This is a genomic window from Halomonas sp. OfavH-34-E, from assembly GCF_024124525.1.
GTDB classification, from domain to species: domain Bacteria; phylum Pseudomonadota; class Gammaproteobacteria; order Pseudomonadales; family Halomonadaceae; genus Halomonas; species Halomonas litopenaei.
This window is the reverse complement of sequence record NZ_JAMXRY010000016.1, coordinates 82354-94937: the sequence shown is the minus strand read 5'-3', so window position 1 is coordinate 94937 and position 12584 is coordinate 82354. Positions and strand designations below refer to the sequence as shown.

The window sequence follows — 12584 nt, the reverse complement described above, 5'->3', positions numbered from 1 at the left end:
CCGAGTGGGCCTTGACCACCACCGGACAGCCGGCGGCCAGGGCGGAGGCGGTGTCGCCACCGGCCACCGAGAACGCCAGCGGGAAGTTGGAGGCGCCGAACACCGCCACCGGACCCAGCGCGATATGGCGCTGGCGCAGGTCGACCCGCGGCATCGGTTCGCGGTCCGGCAGGGCCGGATCGTGCCGCACGTCGAGCCATTCGCCGGCGCGTACCACCGAAGCGAACAGGCGCAGCTGGCCGCAGGTACGGCCACGCTCACCCTCAAGACGTGCCTGGGGCAGGCCGGACTCCTGCATGGCGCGCTCGATCAGGGTGTCACCGAGCGCCTCGATCTCCTCGGCGATGGTCTCGAGAAAGGTCGCGCGGGCCTCGAGGCCGGTCTCGCGGTAGCTATCGAAGGCCGCCCAGGCCAGTTCGCAGGCGCGCTCGACCTCGGCCTTGGAACCTGCCTTGTAGCCAGGCTCGAGGGTCTCCCCGGTGGCCGGATTGACGGCATGGATGGGCTCGCCCTTGGCCTCGACGGCCTGGCTGCCGATCAGCTGCTTTCCTTCCAATTTCATGAATCTTCTCCTGTCGTGTGACGTTCGACGGGGTGAGCGTCGGTAAAGGCCGTCGGCTTTCGTCCTCACCGGGGCTTTCGCACCTGAGCCATCGAGTCGAGGCTAACGCACCAGGGCAGGACGCTTGGGATCGAACTCCCAGCCGTCGATCAGGTACTGCATGGCCATGGCGTCGTTGCGGCTGGTGACATCGAGGCCCTGGTACTTCCGATGGGCCTCCATCAGCTTGTCGTCGTCGAGCTCGACGCCAAGGCCTGGCGTGGTCGGCACCTTCAGCTTGCCACCTTCGATCTTGAACGGTTTCTTGGTGATGCGCTGACCGTCCTGCCAGATCCAGTGGGTATCGATGGCGGTGATTTCGCCAGGGCAGGCAGCGGCGACGTGGGTCATCATCGCCAGAGAGATGTCGAAGTGGTTGTTGCTGTGCGAGCCCCAGGTCATGCCCCATTCGTTGCACAGCTCGCCCACCGCCACGGCCCCCTGCATGGTCCAGAAGTGGCAGTCCGCCAAGGGGATGTCCACGGAGTTAAGCTGGACCGCAAGTTTCAGCTGACGATAGTCGGTGGCGATCATGTTGGTGGCGGTGGCAAGTCCGGTACGACGCTTGAATTCGGCCATGGTCTCGCGACCGGAGTAGCCGCCTTCCTGGCCGCAGGGATCCTCGGCATAGCTCAACAGGTCCTTGATCGGCTCGAGCACTCGCACCGCCTCATCCAGCGACCAGGCGCCGTTGGGATCCAGCGTCAGACGTGCCTCGGGGAAGGCCTCGTGCAGGGCGCGGATGCAGTCGGCCTCCTCTTCGCCGCGGAGCACGCCTCCCTTGAGCTTGAAGTCCTTGAAGCCGTAGCGCGCGTAGGCGGCCTTGGCCAGGTTGGCCACCGCCTCCGGAGTCATCGCTTTCTGATAACGCACCTCGTCCCAGGCGTCTATCGGGTCGCTGACCTTGGGATAGGGAAGGTCGGTCTTGTCCGGATCGCCGAGCAAGAACAGGTAGCCCAGTGCCTCTACCTCGTCACGCTGACGTCCGTACTGGCCGAGCAGGTCGGCCACTGGCATGCCCAGCGCCTGGCCGAACAGGTCATAAAGTGCCGACTCGATGGCGGTGACCACGTGTACCGCCACGCGCAGATCAAAGGTCTGCCGACCGCGCTCCTCCGGGCCGTTTCGCGACAGCGCCTGGCGAGCCTGGCTCAGCACCTGCTTGACCTCGTTGACCCGTGCGCCCTCGACCAGCGAACGACACTGCTCAAGTCCCTTGAGGATGCCGTCACTGGAGGGAATCTCGCCGACGCCGCGATTGCCGGACTCGTCTTCCAGCACCAGCACACAGCGGATGAACCAGGGGGCATGGCCACCGCTCAGGTTGAGCAGAAAACCGTCTTCGCCGGCCACCGGCACGATGTTCATCTTGGTGATCTTGGGGAACATGGAATCTTGCCTCTTGGTAGTTCGGTTAAAGATGATGAAGCGCTCAGGTGACCGGCGCCGGGTTGAACAGCACCAGGTCGTTGTAGAGACCCAGGCGGTCGGCGGCGACCTGGTGACGGCCGCTTGCCACCTCGAGAATCAGCTCGAACAGCTCCCAGCCGATGTCCTCGATGCTGGCCTCGCCGGTGGCGATGCGCCCCGCGTCCAGGTCGATCAGATCGTGCCAGCGACGTCCCAGGGTCGAGTTGGTGGAAACCTTGATCACCGGCGTCATCGCCAGGTTGTAGGGGGTACCGCGCCCGGTGGTGAAGACCTGCAGGTTCATGCCCGCCGCCGCCTGCAGGGTGCCGCAGATAAAGTCGCTGGCCGGGGTGGCGGCAAAGGTCAGCCCGCGCTTGCGCAGGCGCTCGCCGGGTCCTATGACGTCGACGATCGGTGAATTGCCGGACTTGATCACCGAACCGAGCGCCTTCTCGACGATATTGCTGAGCCCGCCCTTCTTGTTGCCCGGCGACGGATTGGCGCTGCGATCGGCCTGGCCCTGGGCCAGATAGTCGTCGTACCAGGCCATCTGCTCGATCAGCGCCCGGGCGACCTCCTCGTCTACCGCTCGAGGCGTCAGCAGATGGATGGCGTCGCGCACCTCGGTGACTTCGGAAAACATCACGCTGCCGCCGGCACGCACGATCAGGTCGGTGGCAAATCCCACCGCCGGATTGGCGGTTACCCCAGAAAAGGCGTCGCTGCCGCCGCACTGCATGCCCACCGTCAGCTCCGACACCGGACAGGTCTCCCGGCGGCGACGATTCAGCCGCTCAAGGTGGCGCTCGGCCATGGCCATGATGCCGTCGACCATCTCGCCGAAACCTTCGAAGGACTCGTGCTGCAGGCTCAATACGTTGGCGTCGTCGTTGGCGGAACCTGTGGCGGCATCCTCGCTGCGCTCAAAAATCTTGACCGGGCGGTCCCCGATAAGAGTCGAGGGCTGCAGTTTCTCGCAGCCAAGGCCGATGACCATGACCTCGCCACCGAAGTTGGGGTTCAGCGCCAGGTTCCTGAGCGTGCGGATGGGCACGATCGCCGCCGGCGCGCCGATCGCCACCCCGCAGCCGTAGCTGTGGTTGAGCCCGACCACGTCATCGACGTTGGGGAAGCGCGGCAATAGCTCTCGCTTGATCTTCGCCACCACGTGATCGACGGTACCGGCCACGCACTGCACGCTGGTGGTGATGCCGAGCACATTCCTGGTGCCGACGCTGCCGTCAGGGTTGCGAAAGCCCTCGAAGGTGTAGCCCTCGAGTGGCTCGACCACCGGCGCCTTGCGGGTCGCCAGAGGCAGCTCGTCGAGCTTCGGTGGTATCGGCAGCCTGACGTTGTTCTCGTTGACGTGGCCACCGCGCGGGATGGCCGACAGCGCCGTGCCGATCACCTCGTTGTAGCGCAGGATGCGCTCACCTTCGGCGATATCCGCCAGGGCCACCTTGTGGCCCTGGGGAATGTCGCTCACCAGCGCCACACCATCTTCCAGGCGCGTGCCTCGTGGCAGTCCACCCTGGCCCACCACGATGGCGACATTGTCGCCGGGATGGACGCGGATCACGCGGCTCTCGTTGGTCCTGGGTTCAGCCGTCATGACGTTCTCCCGATCCAGAAGTGGTGCCAGACACCTGACTCAATTCCATCTTCTGACGCGCACGGGTCTTGATGCCCAGCACGATGGAGAAGGCGATGGACGCGGCGATCAGCCCCCACAGCACAAGCGCGATGGGGCTCTTGGTAAAGAAGATCGAGAAGGTGCCGAAGGATTCCAGGCTCTTGACGAAGTACACCTCGGCGGAACTTCCCAGAATGAAGCCGATGATCAAAGGCGCGACCTCGAGCCCGATCTTCTCGATCAGGTAACCGAAGATGCCGAAAATCAGCAGTGTCCAGACGTCGAACATGATGCCGTAGTTGATGGCATAGGCGCCGACCACGCACATCATCACGATGATCGGATAGAGCACGTACTTGGGCACCAGCACCACCCGGGCGATGTACTTGATGGCGTAGAACATCAGGAAGAACATCACGATGTTGGCGAACACCAGAGCGATCATCATCACCGTCCAGGTGTCCTGGTTTTCCGGGATGAACAACGGCCCCACCTGGATGCCCTGAAGGGTGAAGGCACCGATCAACACCGCCGTGGTGGAGTCCCCGGGGATCCCCAGCGACAACAGCGGGATCAGGGCGCCACCGGTCAAGGCGTTGTTGGCCGACTCGGAAGCAATCAGCCCCTGGGGCGCACCCTTGCCCATCTGGCTGGAATCCCGCGACAGGTTCTTTTCCTGGGTGTAGGCAAGCACCGAGGCGGCGCTGCCGCCGACCCCCGGCAGCATCCCGACGAAGGTGCCGATGAAAGACGAGCGCATCAGGTTGGTCAGGCGGCCCTTGAACAGGCCGAAGGTGAAACCACCGCCCTTGCCCATCTCGATCTTGGCGCCGGACAGGCCGCTCTTCACTCCCTTCTCTGCCTCCAGCAGGATGGTCGAGATGCCGAAGATCCCGATCAATACCGGCAGCAGTGCAAAGCCGTCCACCAGATAGGGCTGCATGAAGTCGAACATCAGGCGCGTCTTGCCGTTACCGCCGTCGGACAGGCTGTAGGTGCCGATCAGACTCAGCCAGATGCCCAGTACACCGCTGAAGATACCGATCAACATGTTGCTGGACATGGAGGCGATGACCGTCAGCGCCAGCAAGATGATCAGAAACTTCTCCACATAGGAGAACTTGATCGAAAACTCAGCCAGCAAGGGAGCGAAGAAGAACAGCACCAGGGCGCTGACAAGTCCACCCACCAGCGACGCCACGACGCATACGCGCAGGGCCTTTTCGCCCTGGCCCTTCTGTGCCATGGGGTAGCCGTCGAAGGTGGTGGTGATCGACGAGGGCGTGCCGGGAATATTGAGCAGCACCGCCGGCACCATACCGCCGGAGATGCCACCGACGTAGAGGCCAAGCAGCAGTGCCAGGCCATGCTCGAGGCCGAGGGCGTAGGTCAGCGGCAGACACACGGCCACCGCCATGGTGGCGGTCATGCCGGGAATAGCGCCGAAGATGATGCCGATCAGGGCACCGATCGCGGCCAGCAGGAAGAAGGTGATATCGAGGTAGGACAGAAGTTCCATGGGTCAACTCTCCCCTACGGCAAGGTGATGTAAAAAAGCTTGGCGAAGTTCAGCCAGGCCAGTGAGGGTGCCACCACGGCATTGATCGCGGCGGTGATCACCTTGCGGCGGGTGCGGGTGTGCATGTACATCATCGACATCAAGAACAGAAAGACGATGGACACGAACAGAAAGCCGTAGCCGGTATAGGGGAACAGGTTCCCCACCACCGACATGAGCACGAAATAGGCGGTGATCAGCACCAGGGTGCCGAAGAAACGAAATCCGTCCATGGACTCGCCGATGATCGGCAACGTTCTCTCGCCGCGTTTGACCGCAGCAAAGAAAGGAACAAGGCGAAACACCACGATCAGGGCGAACAGCAACGCCAGTACCCAGTGAATGATCGTGGGGAAGAACAGATGAGAGCTGTCGAAGTCGATCGACACACTCAACGGTGAGGATTCCATAGCGGCTCCGGGGCAGGCCTGACGGGAGAGCCTTGCGAGTTGTGTGGACGGACAAGAACAGGGATGCCGGCGGGCAAGCCGCCGGCAGCGGTCCCTTACTTGATGCTGTCGATGATGTCGGCGTAGCGGTCGGCCTTCTCGCGCAGGTGGGCCTGGGCTTCGTCGGAGGGCATGAAGTCAGGAATAAAGAACGACGTCTTCTGGGTCTTCTGGATCTCGCCTTCGGCGTAGATCTCTTCCAGGGTGGCGTCGATCTGCTCGACGATCTCTGGATTCATGTCCTTGTTGTAGAGGAAAAAGAATTCCTTATCGAAGGCGAAGTTCTCGCCTTCTCCCATGGTCACCTCGACGTTGGGCTCGACGAACTGCAGCAGTGTCTCGCGGTCGGTCTGACCCAGACCTTCCTCGTTGGCCTGCTGCAGGGTGTCATGGCGTGCGGTCAGCCAGACGAAGCGCATGGCCTTCTGGTCATCCTCAGGCAGACGGGTGTACTGCTCGTTGGCCTGCACCGAGCCGTTGATCAAGTCCGCCTGGTCATCGAACAGCAGCTGATTCTTGTCGGCCTGGGAGCCGGTATTGACCGCCACCAGGTTGTCTTCCATTCCGGGGTGCTCGATGCGGATGGCGTTCTTGAGTGCGGTGTAGCCAATCTCGGAGACGCCACCAGGCTGGATCGCCACGCGCACGGTCTCACCACTGCCGACCGCTTCGATGATGTCGTCCAGGGTCTGGTAGGGCGAGTCCTTGGGCACCAGGTAGGCATTGCCCGGATTGATCGCAATGGTCGGACCGATGATGTAATTCTCGAACGGGTCCTTGTAGCCCTCGACCCCGTACTGATTCCCCAGGTAGGCCTGGTCATGGAAGATCATCAGAGTGTTGCCGCGAGGATCACGATCCAGGGCGCGATAGGCAGCGCTGACGCCCACCGCGTCGACCTTCATGTTCAGGTCCAGCGCCTCGGACAGCTGGTCCACCACGATGGCCGAGTTCTGGTAGGTGTCGCCACCGGTGGAACTGGAGCCGATGACCACACGGATGTTACCGCGCAGGGGCCCGTCGGCGGCCAGCGCCGCAGCGCTACCCAGGGCCAGCGAGGTCGCCAGGGCGGTAGCGGTCAGGGTCAGGGGCAGAGAGAGTCTTGGCATGCTCATGAAGTCACCTCATTGAAATGGTTGTTGGTGGCTGGACGAGTGGTGCCCTTCGATACGGGAGGATCGTGACGAAGGGCCAGATCGAGGAGCGGTCTACACCGTAGCGCTAGCGACCGCCCTCGGTCAGAAGGAACGGGCGCGCTCGATCAGCTGCTCGAGCTGCTTGCGCTCATCATCGCTTGGCATTTCCAGCGGGGCACGCACCGCGCCGGACGGACGGCCGATCAGGTCGGTGCCGGCCTTGATCAGGCTGACGGCGTAGCCTGCCTTGTGGTCACGCAGGGCGACGAAGGGCAGGAAGAACTCGCGGGAGATCTTGCGCACGGTATCGCTGTCACCGGCACGCAGGGCCTTGTAGAAGGTCACCGCCATGTCCGGCACGAAGTTGAACACCGCGCTGGAGTAGGTGTTTACGCCCACCGCCAGGTAAGCCTCGGCGATGATCTCGGCGGTGGGCACGCCACCGACGTAAGCCAGTCGATCGCCGACGGTCTTGATCACGCGGTTGAGCGCCTGCATGTCGCCCTTGCCGTCCTTGAGCCCCACCAGGTTGGGGTTGGCGTCGGCCAGCCGCTTGGCGGACTGAGCGTTGAGCACGCCGTTGCCACGGTTGTAGTAGATCACGCTGACGCTGGTGGACTGACAGATCCGGCTGGCGTATTCCACCAGGCCGTCCTGGGGACACTCTGTCAGGTAAGGCGGCATCAGCAAGATACCGTCGGCGCCCTCTTCCTCGGCGATGCGGGCGAACTCGGAACCGGTGGCCACGCTCAGACCGGCGCTGGCGATCACCGGCAGCTTGCCATCGACGACTTCCACGGCCAGACGGACGATCGCACGGAATTCTTCCAGCGACAGGCTGAAGAACTCGCCGGTGCCACCGGCGACGAACACCGCCGAAATCTCGTGACTGATGAACCACTCGAGACGCGCGCGATAACTCTCGGCGTCGAAACGTCCTTCGGCGTCGAAGTCCGTGACCGGAAAGGACAGCAGACCATCGCTGATCGCCTGCTTGACCTGTGCATGGGAAAATTTCACCGAAACGTCCTCCTGTCTTCGTCGTGAACGGACATGAGGGTTTCGATTCCCCGTCATGTCATACATCATACAAAGTACAAGTTAGCGACTTGTTTCAGGACTGACAAGGGACGCTATGGTAAATTGAGACCAAAGTTCAAGGCGCACCTCTCTGATCCCTTGTGGACGACCCGGCGCCACCATCAAGAGGCTTCACAGCGCGCCCATGTCATTGATCGATGTCTTCCTGTCGACGCTCAACATCAGCCTGCCGGTGTTTGCCATGGTGTTTATCGGCATTGCGCTCAAGCGACTCGGCTGGATCGATCAGGCCTTCGTCAATACGGCGTCGCGACTGGTGTTTCGCGCCACCCTGCCGGCCATGCTCTTTCTCAGCCTGATCCGCGCCGATCTGGAACGCACCCTGAACCCCTGGATGCTGGCCTTCTTCGCACTGGCCACCATTGCAAGCTTCGTGCTCGCCTGGGGCTACGCTGCGCTTCGGGTCAAGCGTCACCAGCGCGGGGTCTATGTACAGGGCGCCTTTCGCGGCAACTGCGGAGTGGTCGGCCTGGCACTCGCCCACGGCATGTACGGCGAGGTAGGGCTATCGCTGGGGAGTCTGCTGCTGGGGGTGGTAATCCTCTGCTACAACGTGCTGTCGGTGGTGGTGCTGGCGGCATACCAACTGGACGAGGACGGCCGGCGCAAGGCCATCGACTGGAACAGCATCTTCCGCCATATCCTGACCAATCCGCTGATCCTGGCGGTTGTGGTCGCCACGCCCCTGGCGGCGCTGCAGGTCAGCCTGCCCGAGTGGATCGAGACCACCGGTGACTACTTTGCCTCCTTGACCCTGCCGCTGGCGCTGATCTGCATCGGCGCCACCATCTCCACCCGGGCGCTCAAGACCAGCTATCGCACCGCCGTCAGCGCAAGCTTCGCCAAGATGGTGGTGATCCCGCTGGTGGCCACCCTGGCGGCGCTGGGGCTTGGCTTTCGTGGTGCCGAGCTGGGCGTGCTGTTTCTGTTCTTCGCAAGCCCCACCGCGGCGGCGGCCTTTGTCATGGCCAAGGCCATGGGCGGCGATGAGATCCTGACGGCCAATATCATCGCCCTCACCACTCTGGTGGCCAGTATCAGCGTGACGGTGGGTGTCTTCGCCCTGCGGCTCAACGGGCTGATCTAGTTCAGCCCTTGGCTTCAGTCCCCTCGACCACCTCGAACTGCTCGATACCGCCGCCCTCGCGGGTGGCCTCTGCCGGCAGCGGGTTGGCGTGGGCACGCTTGAAGTCATCGCTGCCGACCCAGGCACGAAACGCCGCCTGGCTCTCCCACTGGGTCTCCACCACGTAGGGCGCCTGGTTGCCCAGCGGCCTCAGCACACGCATGGCGACAAAGCCCGGCTGCTTGTCGATCTCTCCGGCGCGACGGCGAAAGCGCTCTTCGAACTCGTCCTCAAAGCCCGGATTGACGAAGATGCGGTTGTTGACGAAAAAACTCATGGGCGTCCCTTCAGGTGAAAGCCCGCCAGTGACGGGCCCGTTCTATCGAGTGCGAAATATGGCAGACACGTCGCTTGCACCACGCCAACCACTGCGGTCAGGGTCAGCGAAGTGACGATGGCGTGGTCATGCCCACCAGCCGCGCACAACCAGCGGCTCTGACATCGGCCTCCAGTTCGGCGATTGCCGCGGTGACAAAGCCCACCCCGGCCCCTGCCCTGCCCTCCGCCAGCAGCCCGGTCAGGGCCGCGACCAGCGGCATATGACTGACCAGCAGCAGCGGGCCCTCGTCACTTTCCAGCGTCAGCCAGTCCACCACGGCCTCGGGGGAATCGTCGGGGGTGATGATGTCCAGGGTATCGAGACTCACCTCGTCCGGCAGTGCTTCCAGCACCAGGGCGGCGGTCTGCTGGGCACGCACGTAGGGACTGGCCAGCACCTTGAGCCGGCCCCAGTCGATGTCGTCACGACTCGCCAGCCAGCGGCCCATGGCGCGAGCTTCGTCCTCGCCGCGGGTGGTCAGCCTGCGCGCCTCGTCGGGAAAGCCCGGAGTGGCCTCGCCGTGACGCATGATCCAGAGTCTATCCGCCATTCTTGGCCTCCGTCTGTCGCCGGTCCTGCTTGACGTCCTCGCGGGGGAGCACGAACTCGACGTCGCTGCTCTGCTCGCCGCGCATCAGCAGCTTGGCCATGTCACGGGCCGGCACGCCGCGAAACAACACCTGATAGAGCCCTTCCGCCAACGGCATGTAGACGCCTTCGGCATCGGCCTTGTCGCGCACCAGCTTGACGGTATTGACCCCTTCGGCCACCTGGCCGAGAGACGCCACCGCCTCGTCCAGGCTCTGACCCTTGCCCATCGCGAAGCCGACGCGATAGTTGCGCGACAATTCCGACGAGCAGGTCACGATCAGGTCGCCGACACCGGCCAGCCCCAGGAAGGTCATCGGATTGGCGCCCTGGGATACGGCAAAGCGGCTCATCTCGGCCAGCGCACGGGTCATCAGCATGCTGCGGGTATTCTCGCCCATGCCCAGCGCCGCCGCCATGCCGGCGGCGATGGCGTAGATGTTCTTGAGCGCTCCGCCAAGCTCGACCCCGTAGCGGTCATTGCTGGCGTAGACGCGGAAATAGTCACAGCCCAGCGCCGCCTGCACGCGGGATCTCGTCTCGGCGTCGTGGCTGGCGATCACCGTGGCGGTGAGCTGCTTCTGGGCCACCTCGGAGGCCAGGTTGGGCCCGGACAGCACGCCCACGTGGGCAAACCCCGTCTCGTCCTCGAGGATCTGGCTCATCAGCTTGAAGCCATCCTCCTGGATACCCTTGGTGGTGCTGACCAGAATCTGCTCGGGCTTGAGCCAGGGACGTGCCTGACGCACCACCTCGGCGAAGGCCTTGGAGGGAATCGCCACCAGCACCAGGATGGCCTCCTCGAGCACCCACTCAAGTTCGGTGGACGCCTCGACCCTGGGGTTGATGGCGTAGTCGGGCAGATAGCGCGGATTGCGATGATCACGATTGATGCTTTCCACCAGCGCGCCGTCCCTGAGCCATTGGCGCACGTGGAAGCCGTTATCGGCGGCGATGCTGGCCAGCGCGGTGCCGAAGCTCCCGCCCCCCAGCACCGCCACCCTGGTGTCCATGTCGGTCATGCTTGCTCCGCAGTCGATGAGTCTTGGTGGATTGTACCGAATCTGACGTCACGACGAGGGATCTCGTCGCCACTTTGACTGACCTGGTGCCACAACGAGCAACGCCCCTCGAAAGGGGCGTCGTCGGGCCCCTGCGAAGAGGGGCGTCGTCGGGCCCCTCGAAAGAGGAGCCCTGTACTACACGCGGCTCAGATCAGTCGATCAGCGGAATCAGCGAATCGATACTGGCCCGGGCATCGCCGTAGAACATCCGGGTGTTCTCCTTGAAGAACAGCGGGTTCTCGATGCCCGAGTAGCCGGTTCCCTGACCACGCTTGCACACGAACACCTGCTTGGACTCCCACACCTTGAGCACCGGCATGCCGGCGATGGGGCTGTTGGGGTCTTCCTGGGCGGCCGGGTTCACGATGTCGTTGGAGCCGATGATGATGACCACGTCGGTGGAAGCGAAGTCATCATTGATCTCGTCCATCTCCAGCACGATATCGTAGGGTACCTTGGCCTCGGCCAACAGCACGTTCATGTGACCCGGCAGACGACCTGCCACCGGGTGGATGCCGAAGCGCACCTCCTTGCCGGCGGAGCGCAGCTTGCGCACCAGTTCGCTGACCGCGTTCTGGGCCTGGGCCACCGCCATGCCATACCCCGGCACGATAATCACGCTGTCGGCGTCGTTGAGGGCGCTGCTGACGCCACCGGCGTCGATCGACACCTGCTCGCCCTCGATCTCCTGGGCCGGCCCCTGGGTACCGCCGAAGCCACCGAGGATGACGCTGACGAAGTTGCGGTTCATCGCCTTGCACATGATGTACGACAGGATGGCACCGGAGGAGCCCACCAGCGCACCGGTGACGATCAGCAGGTCATTGGACAGGGTGAAGCCGATAGCGGCCGCGGCCCAGCCCGAGTAGCTGTTGAGCATCGACACCACCACCGGCATGTCGGCGCCGCCGATGCCGAGGATCAGGTGCCAGCCGATGAAGAAGGCGAGCAGAGCGATCAGCAACAGTGTCCAGAAGCCGGCACCGTTGAGGTAGGCGATGGCCAGCACCAGCGAGAGAATCGCCGCACCGGCGTTCAGGGCATGACCGCCGGGGTACTTCTTCGGCTTGCCGTCGATCTTGCCGGCCAGCTTGCCGAAGGCGATCACCGAGCCGGTGAAGGTCACCGCACCGATGAACACGCCCAGCACCACCTCGACCTGCAGGAAGGTCAGCTCGGCAGGTGTCTTGTAGGCCAGAGTAGCGGCGAACGCCGACAGGCCGTCGAGGGACTCACCGGCCGCCTTCAGCGCCAGCACCCGGGCACGTTCCATCTCGGCGTTCCAGCCGACGAACACCGCCGCCAGACCGACGAAGGAGTGCAGCGCCGCCACCAGCTGCGGCATCTGGGTCATCTCGACCCGCTTAGCCACCATGGTGCCGACCACGGCACCGACGATCATCAAGGGGATCATCAGCCAGTAGTTGCCGATGTTCGGGCCGAGCATGACGGAGAACACCGCCAGGCCCATACCGACGATGCCGTACCACACCGCGCGCTTGGCCTTTTCCTGATTGCTCAGTCCCCCCAGCGAGAGGATGAACAGCACACTCGCCGCGATCGCCGCGGCGGTTACGAATTGTTGTCCTAGCATTTCGT

Annotated in this window: 12 protein-coding genes; 1 reads left to right on the top strand and 11 read right to left on the bottom strand. The window is 63.5% G+C overall.

Features of this window, described 5'->3' with window-relative positions; all coding sequences use genetic code 11:
* The 7 genes from NH448_RS09260 to kdgD all read right to left on the bottom strand — a co-directional run.
* The coding region (locus tag NH448_RS09260; RefSeq protein ID WP_253028678.1) for an aldehyde dehydrogenase family protein at window positions 1–562 on the bottom strand (562 nt) is incomplete at its 3' end.
* A gap of 102 nt (window positions 563–664) precedes the next feature.
* Window positions 665–1990 carry an enolase C-terminal domain-like protein gene (locus NH448_RS09255; protein WP_045991804.1) on the bottom strand — a complete coding sequence of 442 codons (1326 nt, stop codon included), beginning with the start codon at window positions 1988–1990 and terminating at the stop codon, window positions 665–667.
* Between the two features lie 43 nt (window positions 1991–2033).
* The gene (garD, locus tag NH448_RS09250; RefSeq protein WP_045991805.1) at window positions 2034–3623 is read right to left on the bottom strand and encodes a galactarate dehydratase; all 1590 of its coding nucleotides are present in this window, start codon (window positions 3621–3623) and stop codon (window positions 2034–2036) included.
* Window positions 3613–5163 carry a tripartite tricarboxylate transporter permease gene (locus NH448_RS09245; protein WP_045991806.1) on the bottom strand — a complete coding sequence of 517 codons (1551 nt, stop codon included), beginning with the start codon at window positions 5161–5163 and terminating at the stop codon, window positions 3613–3615. The genes garD and NH448_RS09245 overlap by 11 nt, the downstream gene beginning before the upstream one ends.
* Before the next feature lie 14 nt (window positions 5164–5177).
* Window positions 5178–5612, bottom strand: coding sequence for a tripartite tricarboxylate transporter TctB family protein (locus NH448_RS09240; protein ID WP_253028677.1), 435 nt, complete (start codon window positions 5610–5612; stop codon window positions 5178–5180).
* 95 nt (window positions 5613–5707) lie between these two features.
* A complete protein-coding gene (locus tag NH448_RS09235; protein ID WP_045991808.1) occupies window positions 5708–6766 on the bottom strand; it encodes an ABC transporter substrate-binding protein in 1059 nt (352 codons plus the stop codon).
* Window positions 6767–6889: 123 nt separating this feature from the next.
* Complete coding sequence (gene kdgD / locus NH448_RS09230; RefSeq protein WP_045991809.1) at window positions 6890–7807, bottom strand: 5-dehydro-4-deoxyglucarate dehydratase; 918 nt, start codon at window positions 7805–7807, stop codon at window positions 6890–6892.
* A gap of 205 nt (window positions 7808–8012) precedes the next feature.
* Between kdgD and NH448_RS09225 the strand changes: the two genes are divergently transcribed.
* Entirely contained in the window at window positions 8013–8975 is a 963-nt protein-coding gene (locus NH448_RS09225; RefSeq protein WP_045991810.1) for an AEC family transporter, read from the top strand.
* A gap of 1 nt (window position 8976) precedes the next feature.
* Here NH448_RS09225 and NH448_RS09220 read toward each other — a convergent pair whose 3' ends face one another.
* The 4 genes from NH448_RS09220 to NH448_RS09205 all read right to left on the bottom strand — a co-directional run bounded on the left by NH448_RS09220 (window position 8977) and on the right by NH448_RS09205 (window position 12579).
* Window positions 8977–9291 (bottom strand): antibiotic biosynthesis monooxygenase, encoded by a 315-nt coding sequence (locus NH448_RS09220; protein WP_045991811.1) that lies wholly within the window; start codon window positions 9289–9291, stop codon window positions 8977–8979.
* 103 nt (window positions 9292–9394) lie between these two features.
* Complete coding sequence (gene sixA / locus NH448_RS09215; RefSeq protein WP_045991812.1) at window positions 9395–9883, bottom strand: phosphohistidine phosphatase SixA; 489 nt, start codon at window positions 9881–9883, stop codon at window positions 9395–9397.
* Window positions 9873–10943 (bottom strand): NAD(P)H-dependent glycerol-3-phosphate dehydrogenase, encoded by a 1071-nt coding sequence (locus tag NH448_RS09210; RefSeq protein WP_045991813.1) that lies wholly within the window; start codon window positions 10941–10943, stop codon window positions 9873–9875. Before NH448_RS09210 ends, sixA begins: the two co-directional genes overlap by 11 nt.
* Window positions 10944–11136: 193 nt before the next feature.
* Window positions 11137–12579, bottom strand: coding sequence for an NAD(P)(+) transhydrogenase (Re/Si-specific) subunit beta (locus tag NH448_RS09205; RefSeq protein ID WP_045991814.1), 1443 nt, complete (start codon window positions 12577–12579; stop codon window positions 11137–11139).
* Window positions 12580–12584 lie beyond the last annotated feature (5 nt).